This is a genomic window from Devosia sp. GW821-FHT12F11 (genome assembly GCF_058806655.1).
In genome coordinates, this window is the sequence record NZ_JBXAPX010000001.1 from 779,395 (window position 1) to 805,165 (window position 25,771).

21 protein-coding genes are annotated in these 25,771 nt (G+C 64.3%); 18 read left to right on the forward strand and 3 right to left on the reverse strand.

Annotated features, from left to right (window positions below):
* Window positions 1–81: 81 nt before the first annotated feature.
* Window positions 82–384, reverse strand: coding sequence for a hypothetical protein (locus AC1ROK_RS03945; protein ID WP_492844020.1), 303 nt, complete (start codon window positions 382–384; stop codon window positions 82–84).
* Window positions 385–414: 30 nt separating this feature from the next.
* Between AC1ROK_RS03945 and AC1ROK_RS03950 the strand changes: the two genes are divergently transcribed.
* From AC1ROK_RS03950 to AC1ROK_RS03960, 3 genes are all read left to right on the forward strand, one after another.
* Entirely contained in the window at window positions 415–2,766 is a 2,352-nt protein-coding gene (locus AC1ROK_RS03950) for a DUF4344 domain-containing metallopeptidase (RefSeq protein ID WP_492844022.1), read from the forward strand.
* Window positions 2,767–3,210: 444 nt separating this feature from the next.
* A complete protein-coding gene (locus AC1ROK_RS03955; protein WP_492844024.1) occupies window positions 3,211–4,032 on the forward strand; it encodes an inositol monophosphatase family protein in 822 nt (273 codons plus the stop codon).
* 268 nt (window positions 4,033–4,300) lie between these two features.
* The gene (locus AC1ROK_RS03960) at window positions 4,301–4,606 is read left to right on the forward strand and encodes an alkylphosphonate utilization protein (RefSeq protein WP_492844026.1); all 306 of its coding nucleotides are present in this window, start codon (window positions 4,301–4,303) and stop codon (window positions 4,604–4,606) included.
* A 107-nt stretch (window positions 4,607–4,713) separates the two neighbouring features.
* Here AC1ROK_RS03960 and AC1ROK_RS03965 read toward each other — a convergent pair whose 3' ends face one another.
* A complete protein-coding gene (locus AC1ROK_RS03965) occupies window positions 4,714–5,358 on the reverse strand; it encodes a response regulator transcription factor (RefSeq protein WP_492844028.1) in 645 nt (214 codons plus the stop codon).
* 604 nt (window positions 5,359–5,962) lie between these two features.
* On the opposite strand from AC1ROK_RS03965, the gene AC1ROK_RS03970 reads away from it, so the two are divergent.
* Complete coding sequence (locus tag AC1ROK_RS03970) at window positions 5,963–6,196, forward strand: helix-turn-helix domain-containing protein (protein ID WP_492844030.1); 234 nt, start codon at window positions 5,963–5,965, stop codon at window positions 6,194–6,196.
* Window positions 6,197–6,527: 331 nt separating this feature from the next.
* Window positions 6,528–7,271 carry an outer membrane protein gene (locus AC1ROK_RS03975; RefSeq protein WP_492844032.1) on the forward strand — a complete coding sequence of 248 codons (744 nt, stop codon included), beginning with the start codon at window positions 6,528–6,530 and terminating at the stop codon, window positions 7,269–7,271.
* A 199-nt stretch (window positions 7,272–7,470) separates the two neighbouring features.
* Here AC1ROK_RS03975 and AC1ROK_RS03980 read toward each other — a convergent pair whose 3' ends face one another.
* Window positions 7,471–8,109 (reverse strand): GntR family transcriptional regulator, encoded by a 639-nt coding sequence (locus AC1ROK_RS03980; RefSeq protein ID WP_492844034.1) that lies wholly within the window; start codon window positions 8,107–8,109, stop codon window positions 7,471–7,473.
* Between the two features lie 158 nt (window positions 8,110–8,267).
* Between AC1ROK_RS03980 and AC1ROK_RS03985 the strand changes: the two genes are divergently transcribed.
* The 13 genes from AC1ROK_RS03985 (at window position 8,268) to AC1ROK_RS04045 (ending at window position 25,749) form a co-directional block, all read left to right on the forward strand.
* Window positions 8,268–9,155, forward strand: coding sequence for a dihydrodipicolinate synthase family protein (locus tag AC1ROK_RS03985; RefSeq protein ID WP_492844036.1), 888 nt, complete (start codon window positions 8,268–8,270; stop codon window positions 9,153–9,155).
* Between the two features lie 58 nt (window positions 9,156–9,213).
* Complete coding sequence (locus AC1ROK_RS03990) at window positions 9,214–9,438, forward strand: hypothetical protein (protein WP_492844038.1); 225 nt, start codon at window positions 9,214–9,216, stop codon at window positions 9,436–9,438.
* A 307-nt stretch (window positions 9,439–9,745) separates the two neighbouring features.
* Window positions 9,746–11,677: an ABC transporter substrate-binding protein gene (locus tag AC1ROK_RS03995; RefSeq protein ID WP_492844040.1), complete on the forward strand. Its 1,932-nt coding sequence runs from the start codon at window positions 9,746–9,748 to the stop codon at window positions 11,675–11,677.
* A gap of 248 nt (window positions 11,678–11,925) precedes the next feature.
* A complete protein-coding gene (locus AC1ROK_RS04000) occupies window positions 11,926–14,034 on the forward strand; it encodes a beta-galactosidase trimerization domain-containing protein (protein ID WP_492844042.1) in 2,109 nt (702 codons plus the stop codon).
* Between the two features lie 3 nt (window positions 14,035–14,037).
* The gene (locus AC1ROK_RS04005; RefSeq protein ID WP_492844044.1) at window positions 14,038–15,027 is read left to right on the forward strand and encodes an ABC transporter permease; all 990 of its coding nucleotides are present in this window, start codon (window positions 14,038–14,040) and stop codon (window positions 15,025–15,027) included.
* A gap of 23 nt (window positions 15,028–15,050) precedes the next feature.
* On the forward strand, window positions 15,051–16,199 hold the full coding sequence (locus AC1ROK_RS04010; protein WP_492844046.1) for an ABC transporter permease: 1,149 nt from the start codon (window positions 15,051–15,053) through the stop codon (window positions 16,197–16,199).
* Entirely contained in the window at window positions 16,189–17,883 is a 1,695-nt protein-coding gene (locus tag AC1ROK_RS04015; RefSeq protein ID WP_492844048.1) for an ABC transporter ATP-binding protein, read from the forward strand. The genes AC1ROK_RS04010 and AC1ROK_RS04015 overlap by 11 nt, the downstream gene beginning before the upstream one ends.
* Before the next feature lie 11 nt (window positions 17,884–17,894).
* A complete protein-coding gene (locus AC1ROK_RS04020; protein ID WP_492844050.1) occupies window positions 17,895–18,761 on the forward strand; it encodes an NAD(P)-dependent oxidoreductase in 867 nt (288 codons plus the stop codon).
* 8 nt (window positions 18,762–18,769) lie between these two features.
* On the forward strand, window positions 18,770–20,011 hold the full coding sequence (locus AC1ROK_RS04025) for an ROK family transcriptional regulator (protein ID WP_492844052.1): 1,242 nt from the start codon (window positions 18,770–18,772) through the stop codon (window positions 20,009–20,011).
* Window positions 20,012–20,330: 319 nt separating this feature from the next.
* Window positions 20,331–21,653 (forward strand): ABC transporter substrate-binding protein, encoded by a 1,323-nt coding sequence (locus tag AC1ROK_RS04030; protein WP_492844054.1) that lies wholly within the window; start codon window positions 20,331–20,333, stop codon window positions 21,651–21,653.
* A gap of 84 nt (window positions 21,654–21,737) precedes the next feature.
* A complete protein-coding gene (locus AC1ROK_RS04035) occupies window positions 21,738–22,661 on the forward strand; it encodes a carbohydrate ABC transporter permease (RefSeq protein WP_492844056.1) in 924 nt (307 codons plus the stop codon).
* On the forward strand, window positions 22,661–23,530 hold the full coding sequence (locus tag AC1ROK_RS04040; RefSeq protein ID WP_492844058.1) for a carbohydrate ABC transporter permease: 870 nt from the start codon (window positions 22,661–22,663) through the stop codon (window positions 23,528–23,530). The genes AC1ROK_RS04035 and AC1ROK_RS04040 overlap by 1 nt, the downstream gene beginning before the upstream one ends.
* Window positions 23,527–25,749, forward strand: a complete 2,223-nt coding sequence (locus tag AC1ROK_RS04045) for a glycoside hydrolase family 36 protein (RefSeq protein ID WP_492844060.1) — start codon at window positions 23,527–23,529, stop codon at window positions 25,747–25,749. Before AC1ROK_RS04040 ends, AC1ROK_RS04045 begins: the two co-directional genes overlap by 4 nt.
* Window positions 25,750–25,771 lie beyond the last annotated feature (22 nt).

Here is a 25,771-nt window from a genome sequence, read left to right on the forward strand (position 1 = left end):
GGTAGCGTGGCCAACCATTCGCCCGGAAGAGTTGCCCCCTATGGCTGGTGCCCCAGGTTCGTGCCCCAAACTAGTTGTTGATCAGGTGCAGGCCTCGGCTAGCACGCGCGGCCCTGCTTGGCGGTCCTCCTGCGCGAACATCGCTCGCACCTCTCGCAGGTAGCTCTGCTGCGCATTGCTCGTCGGTTGAAGGCGGTAGACGAGGGTGATGGTACTGAGGACGTCACCGACGTCGCGCATCGTCCAGAGTTCCTCGTGGCGATAGCCGCAGACGCCGTATCGGACGAGTATCTCGCGGACCGTGAGTGCTGCGCCGGACGCAAGGCACTGAGCCGAAAGCAGCTTGACAGTTCCTCGCATAACGTGGTGCTCAAAACGTGCCACCTTCGACCATCCACTCCCCCGAGGTTCAGTATGAAAGACCGTTTCATAGCGCTGGTCGCCGGACTGACTCTACTTGGGCTGTGCCCGGCGGCCCTGGCGCAGGGTGCGGTCGGCGGCGCAAACGGCAGTGCAAATCGCATGGCCGACATCATGGGCCCTCTGGCTGCGGCGATCGACGGCAGCAGCGCCAAGGTCGGGTGGGACCTGTTCTTCGAGGACAACTGGCTCGTCCTTGTGAATGCTGCTGAGGCATCGAGCGAGCTGTATTATACCGTGCCGGTTGGGCCTGTTGAATCGGGCAAGCGCACGACCAGCCTCAACGTCGGGATTCGGCCGCCGCAAGCCGGAGGGACAGACATAGCCCTGTCGGCAGTCGGTATCCTGATCGAGAGCAGCGACCACGGCACATCCTGCGTGGGGGAGATCACGGGATCCGGGGACGGCCTTGCTCTTTGCTTTGGCAAAGACGGCAAGCCACAGGAGATCGGACGCCTCCCGGGGGCCGCCAAGGGTGGCGGGCAAGACCTCCTGCAGTTTGTGGAGAGCCCCGGTCATGGCGATTTTCTGCTCAATGGGCAGGTGATAGGGCATGTCGAGAATCATCCGGCCCTTGGCGGAGAAGTCGGCGTCCTCGCATATGAACGAGGCGAGTTCTACGTCGGCGGCTTTTCCGTGTCTGATGGCGATGGTACGTCCCCCACCCCAGCGACGGCAGGCACGGACGTGCCAATGCTTGGAAGCGACAGCGCACGCCTGATCGGCGTCTACCTCGGCTTGACCAACAGCATATTCATGCACGAGTTCGGCCATGCTCTGATCGGCGAGTTGCTCATCCCCTCGACCGGCCCGGAGGAGGATGCCGTCGACATCTTTTCGGCTCTGCGGGTGGTTGAGCCGACAATGTATCCGTCAGGCGATCCGGAGGTCGATGCCATAGGTCGGGAGGTGGCGACCTATTCTGCGCTGCAATGGTATTATAGCGGCAAGCTTGCCGAGCAGCAGGGCTCCCAGGCTCCGTGGCAGGACGAGCACACCCCCGACCTCAAGCGCTTTCGCAACGTGTTCTGCATCATGCATGGCGGCAATCCGGGCATCTTCTCTGAGATCGCCAGCCAGATCGGGCTGGATGAGCGTACGCTCGCCCGGTGCGAAGAGGAGTTCAGCAAGCAGAACCGTGCCTGGCGGACGATCCTCGCTCCGCATACGCGCGTCGATGCCTGGCATCCCGAGGGGCTGTTGCCCGCCGACGCGCCGGGAGCCGCCATCGAGGTGACGTTCGAACCGTCCAACAGTCGGGTCGGCGAGTTTTTGCGGACGACCTTTGGTGACGGCATCAAAGGTTTTGCCGACAACCTCATGAAGTCATATGCGCTGCCTCGTACGCTCGCTGTCACCTACCGCGACTGCGGCGAGCTCAATGCCTGGTACGACCCCGATCAAGGCAGCATCACCATGTGCTATGATCTGATCGAGCATCTGGCGGTAATGATCGCCAACATCGAAACAGCGGCGAGCGACGGCAGCCAACAATCGCAGCAGAACCCAGGAACCAGCGTCGCGGATACGTCCGGCGCAGCGACAAGCACCAGCGCGATCGATGAAACCGTCGATCTTGGTGTGCCCGTGACGACGGTACTCTTCCCGGCGCCATACAAGGGTCCCACACCAGCTGGGCATGCCAAGGCACGACTGATTACGACCGAGGAACTCGCGGCGATTGTGAACAAGGGCGGGGCCCCGCTGCTCGTTGATACGAGCGGGACCACGCAAAGCATCCCCGGCGCTGTTTCGGTTGTTGATGCCGGCAAGGACGGCAGCCTCACGGATCGCTTCCAATCGGTAGTCGACAGCTGGCTGAACGACGTGACCGGAGGCAACCGGCAAACGTCCATCGTCTTCTTTGGCGAGGGGTTACAGGATCGATCTTCCTACAATGCGGCGCTACGCGCCGGCGCTCTCGGCTGGGATGCGTCATGGTACAGAGGCGGTCTCGAGGCTTGGGTTTCAAATGGCCTTCCGCTTGCTGCAGCCGGGGCACCCACCCCGCCCCAATCCGAAGCCTCCACCGGCACGAGCGCCAGTTCAGGCGAGCGCTTTGCGATCTACGAGGGTGTCGACTTCTATGGGGCCGACCTCGCAAAGCTTCGTGCGGACGATCTGATGCAGTGCTTCAAGGCATGCATGGAGAACGCGCAGTGTGTGGCGATGACGATGAACCTGGATCCCGCGCTCAAGTCAGGCCCGAATTGCTTCCTGAAGGACGGTCTCGGACGCGTCGAGCGCTACGAACAGGCGGTTTCCGGCGCGTTTCTGTCCCCGGACTTCGACGGCGTTCTGCAGGTCAACGGAGCCTCAGTCTCCCCCGACACGATCATCGAATAGAGGTCTGCGCGCTCATCGTCGTCATCTCAGAACGATAGGTGCAGGCACGGCCAAGGAAGTAAGCTGGACAGGGTCGTAGTTCGCGCTGCATCGATCATTTTGCGAATACGAATGGTTACAAAGCATCTGGCGGGCGGATCGCTGCGGGGCTGGCAAACATGCGAGGCTGCCCCTCAGGCTGGTTCGCAGGGGACTGCAACCTCCGCCATTGCCGCCAGACATGCATTCTCAATGTGACAGCGACAGCCGCGAGGGCTGCTTGGCATGGCCCGCTGCGAAGCCGACGCCATGATCGCCGGTCCATCGCATGGACTCCCACCGTCGGATCCGCTCCAGTCATGAAGGCGTCATGATCCGCGCATTAGGCAAGGTCAAATCTGGCGCACCTGCCCGACCCGCGCATTTTCCGACGTCATCGTTCTGAGGGATAAGAAGGACACCGACTTGCCTTTCGACACAACCGAACTGTTCGGCGTGCTCCGCGACGCCGCCCAACAGGAAATCATCCCGCGTTTTCGTGCCCTTGCACCTGCCGATATCGCCGAGAAGAGCTCGAGCATCGATCTCGTGACCGCTGCCGATCTCGGCGCTGAAGCAATGATCACGGCGGCCTTGCGCCAGCGGTTCCCAACCGCAATGATTCTTGGAGAGGAAGCCTATGCCGCTGATCCTCACTCCATGAACGGCTTGAGCGAGGCCGAACTGGCCTTTGTCATCGACCCAGTCGACGGCACGTTCAATTTCGCTGCCGGCAATGCCTTGTTTGGCACCTTGCTGGCGGTGGTGCGACGGGGCGAAACCGTCGCGGGCATTATCTATGATCCGTTGCATGGACATGCATTGCTCGCAGAAAAGGGAGCAGGTGCACGTATGCTCCGACCCGACGGAAGCGACGTTCCGGTTCGGGTTGCAGCGCCGGTACCTCTTGCACAAATGGTATCGGTAGCCGTGTTGCATTACCTGCCGGAGCCGATGCGCAGCAATGCCGGGACCGCCCTGGCCAAGGTGCGCATGAGTCTGGCCTATGGCTGTTCGGCCCACGAATACTGGATGTTGAACACCGGCCGCGCTCATTTCCTGGTCGGTCACCGGATGATGCCATGGGATCATCTCGCCGGTACGTTGATACACGCCGAAGCCGGTGGGCATAACGCCCATTTCGACGGCTCCCCCTATCGGCCCGGCGCTATCGAAGGCGGGCTGCTATGCGCTCCCGATAAGGACAGCTGGACCGCCATTCGCCGCGAAGTTCTCGGAATCAGTTGATCAACCTGCATGAACTGCAGGTGTGACCTGTCTCCACCCTGGACGCGGATGGGCGCTCAATCACTGACGCAGTATGCCGATCGTCCACCTGGTCGATATCTTGATCCGCGCTCGACGGCATAGCCTGCCAGTCTGATTGCGGCGACCCACGCAACAGCAGCCGGCTTCGGCCCGGATTTCGCGCACCCGCCATCGGTTGCCGGCATCGCGACCGCCATTGCCGCATCCGTGGGTTGGCAACGTGCGCTTTGCCTGCGATAGGGACCCCATGACGAATCCCGATGACGACTACATCTATGACGACGCGACCGGCGAGTGGCGCCCGGCCTCCCAGGTGGCCACGGCGACGCAGGCGGCCGATGTGGTCGTGCGCGACGCCTCCGGCAACGTGCTGGTCGATGGGGATTCGGTGGTCCTGATCAAGGATCTCAAGGTCAAGGGCGCCGGGCAGACCCTGAAACAGGGTACGGTCATCAAGTCGATCCGGCTGACCGACAACCCCGAAGAGATCGACTGCCGGCACGACGCGATCAAGGGCCTCGTCCTGCGCACTGAGTTCGTGCGCAAGCGATAGGGCCGCATCGCGGTCAACCGACCCGGCTGGCCACGGACAGATTTTGCGGTTCGGTTTCCGCCTTTCCGCTGCAGTGCATCGCAGCGTGACCCCGCGCCCTCGCCGATCTAGCGTTCGAGAGCCATCCGCACGAGTTCGGCGGTGTTTCGCGCGCCGGTCTTCTTAAGGACATTCCGACGGTGGACCTCAACCGTGCGATGCGATAGCCCGAATTCGATGGCGATCTCCTTGTTCGTGCGGCCCTCGACGATCAACTGCAAGATCTGCTGCTCGCGATAGGTGAGCACGCCGAAGCCCTTGAGCGCTGCGGGCGCTTCGAGGTCCCGCCCGGCGGTTGCCGCGCCGTCGGCTCCGAGGACCTTCTCGGCCGTAGTGACAATGTCGAGCGCAGAATAGGGCGGCGAGAACACCTCGCCGGCTCCACGCTTCACCGCCGCGGTGACGACCTGGGCTCGCGTCCGTTCTGGCGCGAGCAGGAATGTCGCGATGCCCAGATGCAGCCCGCGGATGGTGTCGAGGAGCCTGAACGTCTCGTCGAGGTCAGCCGCTGTGTCACCGAGCGGCATCAGCACGAGATCGGGCCGACGGATGCTGACCAGCCGAGCCATGGCGGCCGCATCGGGCAGCATGGCGAGATGGAAGCGGCGCTCGATGAAGCTGTCGCAGATCACCCTGCCGACAGCTGCATCGGGATGGGTGAAGTAGACGAGCCGGCTCCGGTGTTGAGCCGGCCGTTGGGAAGGATCAGACAAACAGGTCCCCTGACGCTATGGGACTGACTGGACTATAGACTCCCGAGGGGGCTGTCCATGTTATTGAAAATGCACGTAATTATCCGTGCAAATGCCATTGAAACGGCGTCTCGGGGCGGAGCGCAATTCACCTTTGGTCATAGGGGCTGACCTGTTGGGGGCAGTTGCGCCGCCGTCCCGATACGCGCAGCGGCATGAAGCAGAAGTCACGCGGCTTGAGGCCGCCACCGGGCGCAGCCCCAAGGGTAAGTCGACGGCTGTCGTCTGCGTACGGGATGAATACTGCGCCGATCGCCGCATGGTTATGACCTGCGAGGATCAGGCTAAGCATAACCATGTAGTACCGGTAGTCGCCTCAATAACCGGCGGGATAATCGCTCCTGTTGCTGGCGCGAAGCATCCGATTGTCAGTCAATCGTCAGCTTGAATACGTCAAGCTTCCGTGACGTTTGAGCTGGAGGTGGGGATGCGCCACAGACTTAGGCCAGTGGATGCGCCTCGGCAGATGTCCGTTCTGGTTGCGCTGATCGCCATAGGGATACTTGTTTATGCCGTGACAGTTTGGGTCAGCCAGCAACTGCCGCTCGAGCCTTTCTAGCGCGCCATGGTTGGGCAAGATGAATCCGATGCGCTCGCGGTGACCCGGCTCGTCGGCCTCACAACGGCGACGGTGGAAAGGGCACTCATCCTCGCAACGCTCGACAGGCTGGGCGGCAACCGCACCCATGCCGCGACGGTGCTGGGCCTCAGCGTCCGCACTCTGAGAAACAAGCTGGCGCAATACGCAGCCGACGATGCCGCAAGCACGAATACGGGCACCCCACCCACGGCGGCCTAGCGTTCGAGTGCCATCCGCTCGAGCTCGGCCGCGCCTCTCGCCCATTGATCAGCGCCTTTGCCGGGCTGCGACGAGCGCCGTCAACGTCTTGATGCAGCAGCCGGATCAGGCGTTTCGTGATCGCCGTCAAATACCCGAGACGATCCGTCGACTACGCGCAAACACGTAGGCATTTCGGGAATATATTGCCCAGTAACGTGAAGTAGAGTCGAAGTAACTGTGTTGCAGACTCGGCACACAACATCCATTTTTGCGGCAAAGGCGCGTCAATATTGTAGACTGTGGCGGGGGTATGGCGTGTAATGGTGTTCATTGAGCTGGGGATTTCTGAATGAAGATCGCAATGACTGCCATTGCCGCTGCCGTGCTGATGACCGGCACGTCTTTCGCGGCGGATTTGATTGTCGACGAGCCCGTCGCATACGCGCCGTCGGCGTATGACTGGAACGGCTTCTACGTCGGCGTGAACGCCGGCTATGGCGGGGGGCTCTTCGCCCACCCGTTCTCCCTTGACGACCCTCCTGATAGTATTCCGGGCACCATCGACGTGACCGCCGGTGGCTTCCTCTATGGCGTGCAGGGCGGCTTCAACGTCCAGATGGACAATATCCTGTTGGGCATCGAGGCCGACATCCAGGGCTCGACCATCGATGGACGGGTGTCCCTGGCGATCGACGACGTGGGCATCCTTGGCATCGACACCGTGGACATCGATGCCGGCACCAGCCTCGATTGGCTCGCGACGCTGCGGCCGAGGCTCGGTTTTGTGAGTGACCGGTTCGTCGTCTACGCCACCGGCGGTCTTGCCTACGGGCAGACGACCTCGTCGATCAATGTCAGCATCAACGACACCCCGCTGTTTGATCCCAGCATCACCAACGACCGGTTCGGCTGGACCGTCGGCGCCGGTATCGAATATGCCCTCGCCGACAACATCACCTTCAAGACCGAGTATCTCTACACCGACCTGGGCTCGGCTGAGATCATCAACGAGGAGTTTGATGGTGGCAGCTTCACCATGGACAGCGCCGTAGCGTTTCACACCGTCCGCGCTGGTCTGAACTTCCAGTTCTAGTCCAGAACCGCCGGAGGCTCCTGAACGAGCGCTCGGCCAGGTCAAGAGACCCAGGCACCTCACCACTTCAACGAAGCGGTGAGGTGCTCTTGTTTTGCCCGGGCCGCAAAGGCCGCACCCTTGCCGCCATGCTTGCTGTCGGCTAGTTGGCTGGCGCCTTCGGCGCCGAACCGCGGCCGCCTGCACCAAGAGGGGGGCGCTACCCCTCCGGATGCAGCATCTGCCCCGCATCCTCGATGTGCTTGCGCAGCAGCGCCACGGCCTTGCCCACATCGCGCTTCCGGCAGGCATCGAGGATCAGCTGGTGCTCGCGATGTGCGTCGGCGCGGCCATTGGTGGCCATCACCTGCATGCGGATATACCGGCCGATGGTCTCGTGGGTGCGGCGCAGGAGCTTCAGCATGCCCGGCCGGCCGGCCGGGGCGTAGAGCACCTCGTGCAACCGCCAGTTGGCGTCGCTCCAGCCGTCGAGGCGGATATCGCCCATTTCCGAGATGATTGATGTGGCCCTGTTGAGGTCAGCCTCGGTCATCTCGGGGATGGCGAGCGCGATGAGGTGCGGCTCGACCAGCAGCCGCAGCTCGAACAGTTCGGCGATTTCAGCGCGCGAGATCGGCGAGACCTGGGCGCCCTTCTGCGGCGTCAGCACCACCAGCCCCTCGGCCTCGAGCTGGCCGAGCGCCTCGCGTACCGGGCTCCGGCTGACGCCCAGTTCGGCGGCGATCTGCTCCTGCTGCAGCTTCGCCCCTTGTGGGTAATGGCCGGCAAGGATGCGGCGGCGCAGTTCCTGCGCCACCTGGATGCTGATGGTCGTCTTGTCGAGCAGGCCCTGTGGCATGTGCCGTCTCCGGGGGGCGGGGCGCTTTGCACGTCCCGAAGGCATGACTCGCTGTTACCGAGCCTTGCCCCGCCTTGCAACGTCGAAATGAGGAATGTATACATTCGACATATAGTGGGCGGGCAGTTCGACCTTCCCGAGAGAAGTTGAGGCAAGAGATGACCTGGAGCGGCGTATTCCCTGCGGCCACCACCAAGATGACGGCGAGCGGCGGGCTCGACCTCAGCGCCATGCAGTTGAGCATCGAGCGCCTGGTGAAGGGCGGCGTCAGCGGCGTTATCGTGCTGCCGATGCTGGGTGAGAACGCCGCGCTGACCCAGGCCGAGAAGGACAAGGTAGTGCCGGCGGCGAAAGAGGCGGTGGCCGGACGGGTGCCGCTGCTCTCGGGCCTCGCCGAGCTCTCCACCGACGACGCCATAGCCGCGGCGAAGAACTATCGCCAGCTCGGAGCCGAGGGGCTGATGGTGTTCCCCAGCCTCGCCTACCGCACCGACCGGCGCGAGACCATCGCCTGGTACAAGGCGGTGGCCACCGGCGGGCTGCCGATCATGATCTACAACAACCCCATCGCCTATAAGGTCGATGTCGACGTGCCGACGCTCGAAGGATTGGCCGGGGTGCCGGAGATCGTCGCGGTGAAGGAAGAGACCGGCGATATCCGCCGCGTCACCGACCTCTACAATGCCTTCGGCGACCGCTTCGACATCTTCTGCGGCGTCGACGACCTGATCCTAGAAAGCCTGGCGCTCGGCGTCGTCGGCTGGGTCTCGGGCATGACCAACGCCTGGCCGTCCGAATGCGTAAACCTGTTCAACGCCGCGAGGGCCGGCGACTTCAAGGCGGCGCTGCCGCTCTACCGCCTGATGACGCCGGCCTTTCACCTCGATACCGATGTCAAGCTGGTGCAATACATCAAGCTCGCCGAGCATCTGGTCTACGGCGCGCCGGAGCATGTCCGCCCACCGCGACTGCCGCTGGAAGGCGAGGAACGGGCGCGGGTCGAGGCGGTGATCAGGAAGACGATCGCGGACTTGAAACGGGCCTAGGAGCGAGGCTCCAGCCGCTCGGCGATCTCCTCCGGTTGGCCAGGGCGACTGCATATGAATGGCCGCCGGGTTCTCGGTGGTCATTCTCCCGTGCAGCGGGGGCGCGGATGAGCGCCTGGACGCTTACCGCTGGGGACCGGCGAAGCTGGTGGAGGAGGACGGCTACCCGCATCGTCGCTTCCCGCTCGAGCACGCCACCTTTTTGCTGCGCTGCCACCTCATGCGGCGCGGCACGGCATCTCCAGGCGAGTGCTACGCCCTTGTCCCGAACCTGCGCCTGTGAAGGCAAGCCGGTGCGCGGCGTCATCGCAGCCCTCAGCTGCCCCTCGCAGGCTCCACGCCTGACCCAGGCTCACTGTTTGTCAGCGTCGATGACCATAACCCGCTATCATAGCGCCTGGCAGGCTCACTTCCGGCCAACTTATGCAGATTATGCTGCATATTTGTCATGGGCCTTGACAAAGTAAGCGTTGGCGCTACCGTTCAGGTCAGCATTGCCTCGGGGGTGTTGAGGCAATCGCGGCCGGCGGGACGCTGGTACGCGGCGGGAGCAAGGGGCTCTCCGCGCAGCAATCAGGGGAACATGTGAGATGATCAAGCTATCCAGGAGACTGTTCGTCACGTCGTCCTTGGCGACGCTCGCCGCCGCCGCGACCGGTCTCGGCCCGGCGCTCGCCGCCGCGATCGGCGAGGCGCCGATGCTGAAGGCGCTGGCCGATGCCGGGACGCTCCCGCCGCTGGCGGACCGCCTGCCCAAGAACCCGATGGTGGTGACGCCGCTCAGGGAAGTGGGCAAGTATGGCGGCACCTGGCGCTCGACCATCGTAGGCGGCGGCTCGCTGTCGATGCTGTTCCGCTATCAGGCCTATGAGCCGCTGATGCGCTACAACCCGGAATGGACCGGGGTGATCCCGAACGTTGCCGAGTCGGTCGTCGCCAACGACGCCGCCACCGAGTTCACCTTCAAGCTGCGCGAGGGCCACAAGTGGTCCGACGGTCAGCCCTACACCACCGATGACGTGATGTTCTGGTACGAGGACGTGTTCTCCAACCCCGACATCGAGGTCACCAACCAGGACCACCTGATCGTCGGTGAAGACAAGGCGGTGTTCACCAAGGTCGACGAACTGACCTTCAAGGTCAGCTTCAAGAGCTCGAACGGCCTGTTCCTCTTGCTGCTCGCCTGGGCCGACAGCGACCAGACGACGCGTTTCCCCAAGCACTACCTCAGCCAGTTCCTGCCCAAGTACAATCCGGATGCCGACAAGCTGGCGACCGACCAGGGCCTGTCGGGCTGGGTGCAGCTGTTCCAGAAGAAATCCGGCGCGGCGCTCGAGGACGACTTCTTCACCAACAGCGAAATCCCCGTCCTCCATCCCTGGAAGATGAAGGTGGCGCCGGGCGAGAGCACCGAGCATGCCATTGCCGAACGCAACCCCTACTATTTCAAGGTCGATACGGCGGGCAACCAGCTGCCCTATCTCGACAGCATCGACTACGTGCTGGTCGCCGACGCCCAGGTGCTGCTGCTCAAGTGCCTGCAGGGCGAGATCGACCTGCTCGACCAGTATATCGGCACGCCGACCAACAAGTCGGTGCTGTTCGATGGCAAGGAGCGCGGCGGCTACGACTTCTATACGACGCTCTCGACCCAGCCCAACGAGATGGCGATCTGCCTCAACATGACCCATCCGGACAAGGTCAAGGCGGAGCTCTATTCGAACAAGGATTTCCGCATCGGGCTCTCGCATGCCATCGACCGGCAAGCGCTGATCGACTCGGTGTTCGTCGGCATCGGCTCGGCCTCGCAGCCGGCCATCGCCGAGGGCGATCCGCTCTACAACGAGCGGCTGGCCAAGCAGTTCACCGAGTTCGATCTCGCCAAGGCCAACGAGTTCCTCGACAAGGCCGCGCCCAACAAGGATGCCGATGGTTATCGCCTCGACAGCTCCGGTCGCCGCATCACCATCATCGTCGAGCAGGATCAGAACCGGCTCGAAATGGTCGACATGATGCAGCTGATGATGCCGATGCTGAAGGCGGTCGGCATTGACGGCCAGCTCAAGCTGATCGACCGCTCGCTGTGGGAAGTGCGCATCCGCCAGAACATGGATTACGACGCCACCACCAACCGCTTCGGCGGCGGCATCGGTCTCGCCGCCATGCTCGACCCGCGCTACTTCGTGCCTTATAGCGGCAACGCCTTCTACGCCATGGGCTGGCAGATCTGGTACAACGACAAGACGGCCGCCAATGCCGTCGAGCCGCCGGCCCAGGTGCAGGAGGCGCTCAAGCTCTATGACGAGATGAAGAGCACGGTCGACGATTTGAAGCGCGTCGAGGCGTTCAAGCAGATCCTCGAGATCGCCGCCGACCAGTTCTACTGCATCGGTATCAAGGTGCCCAACGACGCCTATGGCATCGTGCGCAACGACTTCCACAACGTGCCCGACAAGATGCCGAACTCCTTCGGCTACCCCACTCCGGCGCCGACCAATCCCGAGCAGTACTTCAAGGCCTGACCCGGCCTGGCCGGGAAGCCCCCCAGGGCTTCCCGGTCCTCTTCTCTCAGACGCGTTAGAGCCTTTCACCGATGACCTGAACCACCCCGATGTCATCCCTGCGAAAGCAGGGACCCATCTATCCGCCAGCGCTGGCTGCGCGTTGGGTCCCTGCTTTCGCAGGGATGACAGCCGGTGGGTAGGTCCAGACCGAGCCTGACCACTATGCCGATGCAGCCCAATGCAAAACGATCCTATCGGAACTGACGATGAACAGCACAGCCGAGGCCCTGAGCGGCCTCAGGTCCCCCAACTGGTATGAAGGCGCGACGCGCTGGACGCAGCTCACTTTGGTCGAAGACGACCCCGGGAGCTACGACCTCGATTTCTGGCTCGGCGTGTTCGACGAAACCCAGTCGAACGCCACCTGCCTCTCGGCCGGCGGCTATGTCGCCTACTATCCGAGCAAGATCCCGCTGCACTATGTCAGCCGCTATATCGGCGACGACGACCCGTTCGGCGACCTGGTGGCCGGGGCCAGGCAGCGCAACATGCATGTCGTCGCTCGCGTCGATCCGCACGCGGTGCATGCTGACGTCGCGGCGGCGCATCCGGAATGGATTTCGGTGACCGCCGAGGGCGAACTCAGGAAGCACTGGTCGTTCCCCGAGGCCTACGTCACCTGCGCCTGGGGCGGCTATAACCGCGAGTTCATGAGCGAGGTGATCCGCGAGATCGCCGCCGGCTACGATATCGACGCCATCTTCGCCAACCGTTGGTCCGGCCATGGCGTCTGCTACTGCGCCCATTGCAGCACCGATTTCCGGGAGAAGACCGGGCGCGAGCTGCCGCGCCGGCGCGATCCGTTCGATCCGACCTGGCAAGCCTGGCTGGGCTGGTCACGCGATGTGCTCACCGAACTCGTCGGGCACTGGAACGGCATCGTCGCGTCCGAGCGTCCGCATGGCCGCTTCATTCCCAATATCGGCAACTCCTCGATGCTCGACTTCGCCCTCGACGAGGTGAAGCGCTATTGCCCGATCCTGTTCGTCGACCACCAGGGCCGCACCGGCGTGGTGCCGATCTGGTCGGCCGGCCGCGACGGCAAGCGCATGCGCGGCGTCATGGGCGACAAGCCGATCGGCCTGGTCACCTCCACTTCGGTGGAAGAGAAGTGGCGCTGGAAGGACTCGGTGCAGTCGCCCGAGGAAATCCGCATGTGGATGATCGACGGCATGGCGCATGGGCTGAGGCCCTGGTTCACCAAGTTCAACGCCAAGGTGCACGACAATCGCTGGCTGCCGCCGATCGTCGAAACCTATGGCCTGCATGCCGAGCTCGAACCGGTGCTGTCAAAGCTCGCGCCGACCGCCGAGATCGCCCTGCTCGACCCGAGCACCACGCTCCGCACCTGGCATTCCGACGACCGCGACAATGCCGAGGGCCACGAACTCGGCTTCTACCACGCGCTGGTCGAAGCCCGGATGCCGTTCGACCTGCTCTCCGACCTGGTGATGACCGACGCGGCGCTCGACCGCTACCGGCTGATCGCCGTCGCCAACGCGGCATTCCTCTCCGGAGCGCAGTGCGACATGCTCACCCGCTATGTCGAACGCGGCGGTGCGCTGGTCACCAGCTTCGAGACCTCGCTCTATGACGAGCATGGGGTGCAGCGGCCGGATTTCGGTCTCTCCCGCCTGTTCGGCGCCAGCGTCGCCGGGCCGACTGAAGGGCCGGTCAAGAACACCTACATCGCGCTCGACGGTGCCGACCACCCGATCCTCCGCGGTTTCGACGGCGCCTCGCGCATCATGGGCGGCACCCGCCGCATCCCGCTCGACGTTCATGGTCCGGTGGACGTGCCGTTCCGCTTCGTGCCGCATTTCCCCGATCTGCCGATGGAGGAAATTTATGCGCGGGAGCCGGCCCTTGAACCTGCGGTGCTGGCGCGCCGGGTCGGCAAGGGCCGGGTGGTCTACTTCCCCTGGAACATCGGCGAGATCTTCTGGGAAGTGACCAATGCCGATCATTCGCGCCTGCTCGACAATGCCTTCCGCTGGGCGCTGGGCGCCCCGGCGCGGGTGCAGTCGGCCGGCCCTGGCATCGTCGACATTGCCACACGCGACTGCGCAGGCCAGATTTCAGTGCATCTCGTCAACCTCACCAACCCGATGATGATGAAGGGCCCGATCCGCGAAACCATCCCGTTGCGGGGCCAGTCGGTGTCCGTCGCATTGCCGCCTGGCGCCACGACGGCTACGGCGCGGCTGCTGGTTTCGGGGCAGGTGCCGGCCACCAGCCTTCAGGCCGGGCGGCTGCATGTCGACCTGCCCGAGATCCACACCAACGAGGTGGTGCTGGTCGAGTTCGGACCCTGACGGATGCTGCTCTATATCCTCAAGCGCCTGCTCTACATGGTGCCGACGCTGTTCGGCATGTCGCTGGTGTCCTTCCTGATCATCCAGCTGCCGCCGGGTGATTTCCTGACCTCGCTGACCTCGGCGATCGCCGATTCCGGGCAGTCGCTCGACCAGGCCTCGATCGACCGGCTGACCGCCCTCTACGGGCTCGATCAGCCGTTCTACGTGCAGTACTGGAACTGGATCTCCGGCATCATCTTCCGCGGCGATTTCGGCTGGTCGTTCGATTGGGGGCAGCCGGTGAGCCGGCTGCTGTGGGATCGCATGGGGGTGACGATTTTCGTCTCGGCGCTGAGCCTGATGCTGATCTGGGCGCTGGCCATTCCGATCGGCATCTACTCCGCGGTGCGCCGCTATTCGATCGGCGACTATGTCTTCACTTTCCTCGGCTTTGTCGGGCTCGCGGTGCCGACCTTCATCCTGGCGCTGGGGCTCATGTATATCAGCTTCACCTGGTTCGGCCTCAATGTCGGCGGGCTGTTCTCGCCCGAGTACGAGCAGGCGCCGTGGAGCTTCGCCAAGCTCCTCGACCTGCTGCAGCACCTCTGGATCCCGGTGGTGGTGATCGCCATCTCGTCCACCGCGGCGCTGATCCGGGTGATGCGCGCCAATCTCTCCGACGAGCTCAGTAAACCCTATGTCGTCACTGCCCGCGCCAAGGGCCTGTCCGAGTTCACCCTGATCATGCGCTACCCGGTGCGCCTTGCGCTCAACCCGTTCGTTTCGACCATCGGCTGGGTGCTGCCCTCGCTGATTTCCGGCGTCACCATCACGGCGATCGTCCTCAACCTGCCGATGGCCGGCCCGCTGTTGCTGCGCGCCCTGGTCAGCCAGGACATGTATCTCGCCGGCGCCTTCATCCTGATCATGAGTGTGTTGACGCTGATCGGCATGCTGCTCTCCGACATCCTCCTCGCCGTGCTCGATCCGCGCGTCAGGTACCAGCGATGAGTGGCGTGTCCGAAGAAGGCGTGATGCCTGAAGAAGATTTGGCCCTGCCGCCGCCGATCATCGCGCGGGCGGGCAGCTCGGCCGCCACCGCCAGCCAGTGGCAGCTGATGGCCTGGCGCTTTGGCCGTCACAAGCTGGCGGTGGTGTCGCTGGTGGTCGTGGTGCTGCTCTACCTCACCGGCATCTTCGCCGAGTTCCTCGCCCCCTACAGCCCCGAGACCACGCGGCCGCAATATACCTACGCGCCACCCCAGGGCATCAACCTGTTCGCGCCATCGGCCGATGGCGGCTGGACCTTCAACTTCCACGCCTCGGGCTACGACATTACCGTCGATACCGAGGCGATGCGGCGCACCTTCACCGCCAATCCCGACAAGCTCATTCCGCTCGGGCTGTTCGTTGAAGGCCAGCCCTATCGGCTGTTGGGGCTGATCGAGACCAGTATCCACCTGATCGGCGCCACCGATCCCAAGGAAGTTGTGTATCTCTTCGGCAGCGACCGGCTGGGGCGGGACGTGCTGAGCCGGCTGATCCACGGTACCCGCATCTCGATGTCGATCGGGCTGGTCGGGGTGGTGATCTCGCTGCTGCTCGGCGTGTTCTTCGGCGGCATCTCCGGCTATTACGGCGGGGCGCTCGACAGCGTCATCCAGCGGCTGATCGAGGTGATCAGCGCCATGCCCACCATCCCCTTATGGATGGGGCTGGCAGCAGCGATCCCGCTCACCTGGGGGCCGATCGAGGTCTATTTCACCGTCACCGCCATCGTCTCGCTGCTCGGCTGGACCTCCCTGGCGCGCGAAGTGCGCGGCCGCTTCTTCTCGCTGCGCAACGAGGATTTCGTCACCGCTGCCCGGCTCGACGGGGCAGGCGAGATGCGGATCATCTTCCGCCAGATGTTGCCCTCGATGACCAGCCACATCCTCGCCATGGTGACGCTGGCCGTGCCGGCGATGATCATCGCCGAGACCTCATTGTCCTTCCTCGGCATCGGGCTTAAGCCGCCGGTGGTGAGTTGGGGCGTGCTGCTGCAGGACGCACAGAACCTCCGCGCCATCACCAGCGCCCCGTGGCTGCTGTTCTGGCCGGCTTTGTTCGTGATGATCGCGGTGCTGAGTTTCAACTTCCTCGGCGATGGGCTTCGAGACGCGGCGGATCCCTATGACAACTGAACCCGAAATCGTCCTCTCGGTTGAGGGCCTGACGGTGGATTTCACCCAGCGCCAGGGCAGCTTCCGCGCTGTCGACGGCGTCAGCTTCGATCTGCGCGCCGGTCGCACGCTGGGCATTGTCGGCGAAAGCGGCTCGGGCAAATCGGTCACCGCGCGCGCCCTGATGCAACTGGTCGATCCGCCTGGGCGGATCACTGGCGGTTCGATCCGGCTCGGCGAGATCGACATCGCGCAGCTGCCGCGGCGCGGCGAAGCCATTCGCGCCATTCGCGGCGCCGACATCTCGATGATCTTCCAGGAGCCGATGAGCTCGCTGTCGCCGGTGCATACCATCGGCGCCCAGGTGATGGAGGTGCTCGAGCTGCATTTGAAGCTCGACCGCAAGGCGGCCCGCGCCCGCACCGTCGAGCTGCTCGGCCAGGTAGAAATCCCCAACCCCGAACAGGCGATCGATCGTTACGCCTACGAGTTCTCCGGCGGCATGCGGCAGCGGGCGATGATCGCCATGGCGCTGGCCTGCAACCCGCGCGTCCTGATCGCCGATGAGCCGACCACGGCGCTCGATGTGACCACCCAGGCCGAGGTGCTCGACCTGATCCGCCGCATCCAGCGCGAGCGCGGCATGGCGATGATCCTCATCACCCACGACATGGGCGTGGTGGCCGAGACGGTCGACGATGTGGCGGTGATGTATCGCGGGCAATTGGTCGAGGCCGGGCCGGTGGACCGGATCTTCCACGGCGCGACCCATCCCTATACGCAGCGGCTGCTCGCGGCGACGCTGAAGCTCGAACAGCCGGCAGCGCGGCCGGCGCCCCCTGCCATATCGTCGCCGATCCTCTCGCTGCGCAACCTGGGCAAGACCTATCAGCTCGGCATCGGCGCCTTCGGCGGTCGGGCCAAGGGCACCTTGCGCGCCGTCGACGACGTGAGCCTCGAGCTCCAGGCCGGCGAAACGCTGGGGATCGTCGGGGAAAGCGGCTCGGGCAAGACCACCCTGGGGCGGCTGATCCTCCGCACCGTCGAACCGACCGATGGCGAGGTGGTCTATTCGCCGCCGGGCGCGGCGCCGGTTGTGGTGCGGACGCTCGACAAGGCGGGGCTGCGCAACCTCTACAGCGAGATCCGCTTCATCTTCCAGGATCCGTTCGCTTCGCTGAACCCGCGGATGACCGTGCGCCAGATCGTCGGCGAGCCGTTGCTGATCAACCGGCGCGGTTCGTCGGCCGAGATCAATGCCCGGGTCAGCCAGCTGCTCGAGCTGGTCGGGCTTGATGCCGGGATGATGGATCGTTACCCGCACGCCTTTTCCGGCGGCCAGCGCCAGCGCATCGGCATCGCCCGCGCACTGGCGCTCGACCCCAAGGTGCTGATCGCCGACGAACCGACTTCGGCGCTCGACGTCTCGATCCGCAGCCAGATCCTCGATCTGTTGATCGAACTCAGGCAACGGCTGGGGCTGAGCTTCATCTTCATCAGCCACGATATCGGCGTTATCCGCTATTTCTGCGACCGGGTAGCCGTGATGCGGCGCGGCCGGGTGGTCGAGGTCGGCGACGCGCAGACCATCTGTACGTCGCCCAGCCATCCGTATACGCAGGCACTGATCTCCGCCGTGCCCTATCCCGATCCGCGTCGCCCGCGCATGCAGCAGCGCGCCCGCTACACCGAAACTACCATCTAGAGAGGAATATCATGGTCAAGGCAGCTTTCCTGGGGCTCGGCGTCATGGGCTACCCGATGGCCCGGCATCTGAAGGCCAAAGGGCACGAGGTCACCGTCTACAACCGCACCACGGCAAAGGCCGAAAAATGGGTGTCGGAGCAAGGCGGCCGGCTGGCGAAGACGCCGGCCGAAGCGGCGGCAGGGCAGGACATCGTCTTCGCCTGCGTCGGCAATGACGATGATCTGCGTGAGGTGACGCTCGGCGAGGTCGGCGCCTTCAAGGCGATGGCCAAGGGCGCAGTGTTCGTCGACCACACCACCGCCTCGGCCGGCATCGCGCGCGAACTCCATGCCGCCGCGACCGCCGCCGGCTTCGGCTTCCTCGATGCGCCGGTCTCGGGCGGCCAGGCCGGCGCCGAGAACGGCCAGCTGACGGTGATGGTCGGCGGCGACCAGGCGACCTTCGAGATCGCCCAGCCGGTGATCATGAGCTTTGCCAAAGCGGCCCGGCTGCTGGGTGATCCCGGCGCCGGCCAGCTCGCCAAGATGATGAACCAGATCTGCATCGCCGGGGTGGTGCAGGGGCTGGCCGAAGCCATTCATTTCGGCAAGCAGTCGGGCATGGATATCGAGGCAGTGATCGACGTGATTTCGAAGGGCGCGGCGCAGTCCTGGCAGATGGAGAACCGCTACAAGACCATGAATGCCGGCAAGTTCGACTTCGGCTTTGCCGTCGACTGGATGCGCAAGGATCTGGGCATCGTGCTCGATGAGGGTCGCGCCAATGGGGCGAAGCTCCCGCTCACCGCGCTGGTCGACCAGTTCTATGCCGAAGTGCAGGCGATGGGTGGCAAGCGCTGGGATACCTCGAGCCTCCTCGCGCGGCTGGAGCGCTGACCGGCATCGTGAGCGCGGAGAGCGACCAGGCTCCGGTTCGACCCTCGCAGCTGCCGCCGGTGGCGCGGCAGCTGTCGGTTCGCGCCATCATGGAAACTATCCTCCTCAATGGCCCGACCTCGCGGGCCATGCTGGCCAAGCTCACCGGGCTGTCGCGCCAGACCACCACGCAGGTGGTGCTGGAGCTCGAGCGCGACGGCTGGCTCGAAGTGTCGGGCAAGATGCAGGGCAAGCTCGGCCGCAGCGCCCCGACCTACGAGCTCACCGCCGGCTCAGCCTATGTGCTGGGCATCCGGCTCGAAGGCGAAATCGCGCAGATCGCCTTGGCCAATATCCGCGGCGAGGTGGTGGGCGAGATCGCCGCCGCCACCGACCCGCGCGGCGGCACCAATGTGGTGCGCCAGATCGGTCTCCTCTACCGGGAACTGACCGATAAGCTCGGGGTGCCGCGCGATCGGGTGAAGCTGGTGGTGGTCGGCAGCCCCGGCGTGGTCGACCCGGTCACCGGCCATATCGACATCGCCCCCTCCATTCCGCACCTCGGCGATATCAACGTGGTCGAAGAGCTGCGCTCCGAGATCGGCGTGCCCTTGACCATCGAGAACGGCGTCAAGCTCTCGGCGCTCGGCGAGCTGTGGCAGGGCGTCGCCCGCGGGGCGCGCAACTTCGCCTATTTCGGCGTCGGCCGCGGCGTCGGCATGGGCATCGTCGCCGATGGCAAGCTGCTGCGCGGCGGGCGCGGGGCGGCCGGCGAAATCGCCTACCTGCCGCTCGGCGGCAACCCGTTCGATCCCTCGGGCTTCGCTTCGGGCACCTTCGAGACGGCGGCCAATGTCGATGCGCTCCAGCGGCGCTACGAGGGCTATGGCGGCAGTGCCGGCTTCTCGGTGACCGAGATCCTCGCCGCCTATGGCCGAGGCGAGGCGGCCGCCGTCGCCGCCATCGACGAGACCGCCCGGCTGCTGGCCCTCGCCATCGGCGCGGTGCACGCGGTGATCGACGCCGACCTGATCGTCTTCGGCGGCAGCATCGGGCTCAGGCCCGAGATCGTCGAACGGGTGCGCGGCCTGCTCCCACGGCTGATGCGCGAGCCCCCGAAAGTCGAGGCCAGCGCGTTGGCCGACCGCGCCACTCTGGTGGGCGCGCTCGGCGAGGCGCTGCATCGCCTGCACGCCGAACTGTTCGGCGTCGAAGCGGTCCGCCGCGAGTTGACGCTGTCCGACCTCGGCAAAGGCCGCACGCCGCGCTGAGCTGTCGTCTCGGGCTGTCCGCGTTCTTGCGGCTATCAGACCGAGCTGCCGGCGCATCACGCTGCCAATTCCGCCACCATGGATACCGCCCGACTCACCTCGGCAGGATTGACAACCCGAATGTTACCGGTAACATTGAAGCTGTTCTGAGCGATCAGCAGTGCGGTGGAGGAGCCGTACGGTCGTCTCGTGAGACCGCGGCGCGGCCTGGCCTCTTCATTGCAGAGGTCGTCGAATTCTTGAGGAGGGGACAATGACTGGCTTTCACCTATCACGTCGTAATTTTCTTTTGGGTTCCAGCGCATTAGCGGGCGGTTTCATGCTCGGTGGCCGGGCCCTGGCACAGCAGGAGCCTGCCGCCGCCGACCTTGTCGGTGGTCCGAACTGGACCCCGCCGGACCTCAGCGGACAGACCGTGCGGATGTGGGGTCTCAACTACGCACCGCACGTCGAACGCTACCAAATGCTCATTTCGAAGTTTCAGGAGCTCACTAATGGTACCGTTACCTTAGAGCCCCAGGACGGCTCGTCGATCGTCAGTTCGGCCCTGACGTCGCTGGCCAGCCGCAATCCGCCGGATGTTCTCTGCCTCATGGGGCGCATGTCCGATGGCCTGGTCAAGCAGGGCGGCCTGATCGATGTCCGGCAGTCGGTGTATGGCGATCTGGGCATCGACAACGCTGCCTGGTGGTTCCCCGAGGCGCTCGGCGCCTACAGCTGGGGTGAAGCCATCCACGGGGTTCCGGTGGAAGGAAACGCTCACTCCGGCGTCAGCGTGCGGCTCGATCTGGTGGCAGCAGCCGGTGCTGACCTGGCCTGGCCGGGCGCCGTGGCAGATGGTGAGCGGAACGAACTGAGCGCGGCGTTCGAGAGCTACGATCAGATGTTCGAGTTCGCGGCGCGGTTGCAGAACAAGGACAGCTCGCCGGTCGTCTGGGGCCAGAACCGGCAGGGCTGGGAGCTGTTGAACATCGCAACGATGATGGAGCAGCTCGGCACCAACTGGTTCGATGAGCAGAGCGGCCAGTTCGCCTTCGATTCCGATGCCTGCGTTGAGGCGCTCAACTACCTCGTCACCAAGCCCTACGAGCTGGGGATCGAGAGCAAGCTTGGCCTCGGGCACGTCGTCAACGTCTTTGCCGCCGGCCAGTCGGCGCTTGGCATCGGCAACGATGCCGCTGCCGGCGAGGCCACGGCAGTGGGGCTCAGCGCCACCAACGTGGTGCTGCCGTCGCTGGTCGCCGGTCAGGCGCCGAAATTCGTCGGCGAAGGCGGCTGGGGCTTCGAAATCCCGGTCGGCGCCAAGAACGAGGCCGGCGCCGTCGAGTTCCTCAAGTTCATGACCACCTATGATGCCCAGTTCATCTGGTCGGGCATCTATGGCGGCATGACGCCGGCCTGCCGGCCGGTGGCCAAGTCGTCGATCTATTCCGGCGACGGACCCTTGAGCCAGGGACAGCGTCGCCTGCACACGGCAGGGCCCAATACCCGCTTCATGGGCCATGGGTGGGATCCGCAGATCAACGAGATGGTCCAGCCCATCGTCGATCTGCTGCGCGAGGGCAAGTCCACGCCCAAGGATACGGCAGCCGAATTGCAGCGGCAGTTGACCGCCCAGCAGCAACGCTTCGCCCGCAGCTAGAGCGCTTTCAGGGGAAGGTGCCGGGCGTTTCGCCGTTCATCGAGACGGTGAAACGCTCCAGCCCACCTTTCGGGGAGGATGACCATGTCCGTGCTGACAGCTGTCGACCGCTGGCCGAAGGGCTGGCGGAAGGTGCTCAATCGACCGCAATTCTGGATCGGCGCCATTGCCCTCGCCGCGACCTTCTCCTGGTACGGCATGTTCGTATTCGGGCCGGTCATCAAAACCTTCGTCATGTCGATGCAGAACTATCGGGTGCTCAATCCGGCATCGAGCCCGTTCGTCGGGCTCGATAACTTCATCGAGCTGTTCGGCTATGACCGCTTCTGGGTCGCGGTGTGGAACACGCTGGTCTACACCGTGCTGCTCTACGCCTTCTCGCTGCCGATCTCGCTGTTCCTCGCCTGGTGCCTCGCCAAAGTGACGCGCGGCCGGCAGGGCTATCAGTTCATCATCTTCCTGCCGGTGGTGGTGTCGATCATCGCCATCTCAATGCTGTTCCGGATGATCATGAATCCAGATACCGGCACGCTTAACCAGCTCCTGGCGTTGGTCGGCTTGCCGCCCAGCAACTGGATCTTCGGCTCGGACTCGGCTCTCGGAGCGCTGGTCCTGGTCGAGGTCTGGAAATCGGTCGGCTTCTACGTCGTGCTGCTGACGGCAGCGATTGTCGCTGTGCCGACCGAACTCAGCGATGCCGCCGTCATCGACGGGGCCAACCCGTGGCAGAGCTTCTTCAATGTGACGCTGCCCTCGATCATGCCGACCGTTGCGGCGGTTTCGATCCTGACGGTGGTCAACGGCATGCTGGTCTACGTCACCCCAACCGTGCTCGGTCCCGGGCCTGGATTGTCGACCCTGATGATCAACGAGTTCATCGTCGATGAAGCCTTCGCCTCGTTCCTGTTCAGCAGTGCCGCCGCCGTCTCGGTATTCGTCTTTCTGCTGATGCTGCTGATCACGCTCGTGCAGCTGTTCCTGCTGCGCACCAAGGGAGATCAGCCCTAATGGCCATCTCAGATGTCACCACTGTATCCAGGGCCACCCCGGTCAGGTTCAGGCGCGGCTGGCTGCAGGTGCCGCTCCACCTGGTGCTGATCGCGGCCTCGGTTGCGGTGCTGTTGCCGTTCCTGTGGATGCTGCTGGGTTCGTTCAAGACCTACTCGGATCTGATCAACCGCCCGAGCGACCTGCCTTCGCCCTGGACGCTCGACAACTACACACAGATTCTCGCGATCCCGGGCTTTCTCAACGCCTTCATCAACAGCTGCCTCATTGCGCTGGCCCGCACCATTACCGGCTGCGGCACGGCGCTGGTGCTCGGCTACATCTTCTCGAAGTACCGCTTCTTCGGCCGCGATCTGCTGTTCATCGCGCTGCTCTCCACCATGCTGGTGCCGTTCCCGGCGATCATGGTGGCGCTCTATCTGACCCTGTCGGACCTGAGCCTGCTGAACCAGGTTCACAGTATGATCGTCATCGCCCTCTACTCGACGATCGGCACGCTGCTGCTCCGGCAATGGATCTCGCGGCTGCCCAACGAGCTGATCGAAGCCGCCCGGCTCGATGGGGCAGGCGAGCTCAGGATCATTTTCACCATCATCGGACCGATGTCGGCGCCACCCTTGGCAGCGCTCGCCGTCTACACGTTCCTGACCAGCTGGGACGAGTACATGTTCCCGGCCATCGTCCTCACCGAACCCTCGGTCAAGACGCTGCCGCTGGCGCTCGCTTCGCTCAAGAGCCTGTTCTGGGAACGCTACGAGCTCTACTGCGCCGGCGCCATGGTGACCGTGGTGCCGGTGATGCTGCTCTACGCTTCGATGCAAAAGCAATTCATCAAGGGAATGACATTTATGGGTGGGGTTAAGGGATGAGTTCCGATCCAAAGGTTCTGGGCCGCGTCGGTTGGGGCTTGCACGACCGCGGCATTCAGCCGACGGGCGAGACGTTTCCGGAATTCCCGGTCGTCCGCTACGACTCCGGCAGCAGCATCTACCAGGAGACCCTGGTCGATGGGCAGTTCCTCGGCGCCCATTTCTCGGCCATGGGGCGGGCCAAGCCGCGCCGCTGGGTCTGGGACGAGATGCGCGACGGTCTCACCAACGTGCGGCCACTGCATTCGCGCCAGCATGCCTTCCAGCTCGAGGTCAACGGACAGCGCCTGGTCGAAGGCTGGGAACTACTCGGTTCGGCCGGCGACGAGCGGCACGCTACGCTGACGCTGCTGCACCGCCAGCGCCAGCTGCAGGTCGAGGTTCACACCAGGCTCGACGATACGCCGTTCTTCGCACGACATCTGGTCATCACCAATGTCGGCGACGTCCAGGCGGCGCTGTCGCATGTGAGCCCGTGGAGCGGCCTGGTGTGGCAGCTCAACGGCTCGCCGGAGCAGAAGATCCCCAGTGTCCCGGCGTTCTGGGACAATGTCGATCTCGCCAATTTTCCGGCCGGCCCGTTCAGCGTGGCGCACACCGTCGATAGCTCGGCCGGGCAGGAGGGTAATTTCGAGTGGAAGACCGTGCCGCAGGGGCGCTGGGGCATGGAAACCATGCACGGGCGCTCCGGCTGGGGCGTGCCGATGATCTATGCTCGCAACGACGCCACCGGCGAGATGTTCATCCTCAACTTCGCCTGGTCCGGCAACTGGAAGATCGAGCTGTTCAACGATTTCGAGCCGGGCATGGACAAGAAGGGCTCACAAAGCGCCCGTCTCTATGCCGAAGTCGGCATCGCCGGTCCGGCGCCGCTGCGCGTCCTTGCCCCGGGGGAGTCGACGACCACCCCGGCGGTCCATATCGCCACCCTGTTCGGAGATCTCGACGACGCCGTGCAGGCGATGCACAGCCACATCCGCACCAGCGTAACGCCGGCACAGCCGGCCGGTCGCGAACACCGCATCGAGGTAAACAGCACCGGCTTCACCCGCAACGACCAGATCACCCAGGCGCAGCTCTACGACGATATCGACCTCGCCGGCGAACTCGGGTTCGAACTCTACATGCTCGATGCCGGCTGGTTCGGCGGCGGCGATCAGCATTGGGCGGCAACCGTCGGCAACTGGGACGAGAGCCCGCTGCTGCCCGATGGGGTGCGGGCCGTCTTCGATCGGGTCCGCGATCGGGGGATGCTGGCGGGCCTATGGATGGAGCCCGAGCGGGTCGGCGTCGACAGCCGACTGGCGCGCGAACGACCCGATTGGCTGATGCAGCGGCGCGGCCAGTCGATGCTGTTCCTCGATCTGTCCAAGCCCGAGGTCGCCCGCTACACTGAGGAGCTGATCGTCGAAAAGATCGAGAAATACGCCCTCGACTGCTTCCGCATCGACTTCAACGGCAATTTCGGCGAGGGCGGCACGCGCGACCATCTGGGCTACACCGAGAGCGTGGTGTGGCGGTACTACGACGCGCTGCACGGCATCTTTGACAACATTGCCCGGCGCTTCCCCAACTTGCTGCTCGAGAACTGCTCCAGCGGCGGCGGGCGCATGGACCTCGGCATGCTGTCGCGCTTCCATTGGACCCAACTGACCGATCGCTGGTCCCCCAGCCCGTCGCTTCGCATCTTTAATGGCGGCACGCTCGCCCTGCCGCCGGAGCTGTGCGAGTCGGTGATGGGTGGCATTTCGGCCGGCGTTTCGGACATCGACTTCCTGATCCGCACCAACCTCTTCACCCACTTCAAGGTGACGGGCGTGGCGGCGACCCTCGCGGAGCGAAACCAGGCGACCTGGGAGCGCTGGCAGCACGGTTTCAGCATCTATCGCGACTTCTGCCGGCCGATGCTGTCGCGGTCCCGCCTGTTCCACCACACGCCAATCCAGAACCAGCGCGATCTGGGGGAGTGGGTAGTGCTGGAAAGCGCGACACCGGAGCGGGACAAGGCCTTTATCGGAGTGTTCCGGCTGCAGGGCGCCGAGGCCGACGATTATCTCGTCCGTCCCCGCGGCCTCGATGTCGGCCGGCAATACCGCGTTCGCTACGACAGCGCCGGCTACGATCGGGTGGTCGATGGAGGCTACCTGCTCGACGAAGGCCTGCGCATCCGCATCGGCTCGGCACTCCGTTCCGAGCTGTTGCTGATCGAGGCGGTCTAGCGGACTGCGCAAACCGGATCCA

Coding starts and splice junctions, on each gene's coding strand:
- AC1ROK_RS04005 (WP_492844044.1), top strand. CDS start 14,038: ATGCTGCTCTATATCCTCAAGCGCCTGCTCTACATGGTGCCGACGCTG.
- AC1ROK_RS04045 (WP_492844060.1), top strand. CDS start 23,527: ATGAGTTCCGATCCAAAGGTTCTGGGCCGCGTCGGTTGGGGCTTGCAC.
- AC1ROK_RS03960 (WP_492844026.1), top strand. CDS start 4,301: ATGACGAATCCCGATGACGACTACATCTATGACGACGCGACCGGCGAG.
- AC1ROK_RS03975 (WP_492844032.1), top strand. CDS start 6,528: ATGAAGATCGCAATGACTGCCATTGCCGCTGCCGTGCTGATGACCGGC.
- AC1ROK_RS04040 (WP_492844058.1), top strand. CDS start 22,661: ATGGCCATCTCAGATGTCACCACTGTATCCAGGGCCACCCCGGTCAGG.
- AC1ROK_RS03990 (WP_492844038.1), top strand. CDS start 9,214: ATGGCCGCCGGGTTCTCGGTGGTCATTCTCCCGTGCAGCGGGGGCGCG.
- AC1ROK_RS04015 (WP_492844048.1), top strand. CDS start 16,189: ATGACAACTGAACCCGAAATCGTCCTCTCGGTTGAGGGCCTGACGGTG.
- AC1ROK_RS03950 (WP_492844022.1), top strand. CDS start 415: ATGAAAGACCGTTTCATAGCGCTGGTCGCCGGACTGACTCTACTTGGG.
- AC1ROK_RS04020 (WP_492844050.1), top strand. CDS start 17,895: ATGGTCAAGGCAGCTTTCCTGGGGCTCGGCGTCATGGGCTACCCGATG.
- AC1ROK_RS03985 (WP_492844036.1), top strand. CDS start 8,268: ATGACCTGGAGCGGCGTATTCCCTGCGGCCACCACCAAGATGACGGCG.
- AC1ROK_RS04035 (WP_492844056.1), top strand. CDS start 21,738: ATGTCCGTGCTGACAGCTGTCGACCGCTGGCCGAAGGGCTGGCGGAAG.
- AC1ROK_RS03995 (WP_492844040.1), top strand. CDS start 9,746: ATGATCAAGCTATCCAGGAGACTGTTCGTCACGTCGTCCTTGGCGACG.
- AC1ROK_RS04030 (WP_492844054.1), top strand. CDS start 20,331: ATGCTCGGTGGCCGGGCCCTGGCACAGCAGGAGCCTGCCGCCGCCGAC.
- AC1ROK_RS04000 (WP_492844042.1), top strand. CDS start 11,926: ATGAACAGCACAGCCGAGGCCCTGAGCGGCCTCAGGTCCCCCAACTGG.
- AC1ROK_RS03970 (WP_492844030.1), top strand. CDS start 5,963: ATGGTTGGGCAAGATGAATCCGATGCGCTCGCGGTGACCCGGCTCGTC.
- AC1ROK_RS04010 (WP_492844046.1), top strand. CDS start 15,051: ATGCCTGAAGAAGATTTGGCCCTGCCGCCGCCGATCATCGCGCGGGCG.
- AC1ROK_RS03980 (WP_492844034.1), bottom strand. CDS start 8,109: ATGCCACAGGGCCTGCTCGACAAGACGACCATCAGCATCCAGGTGGCG.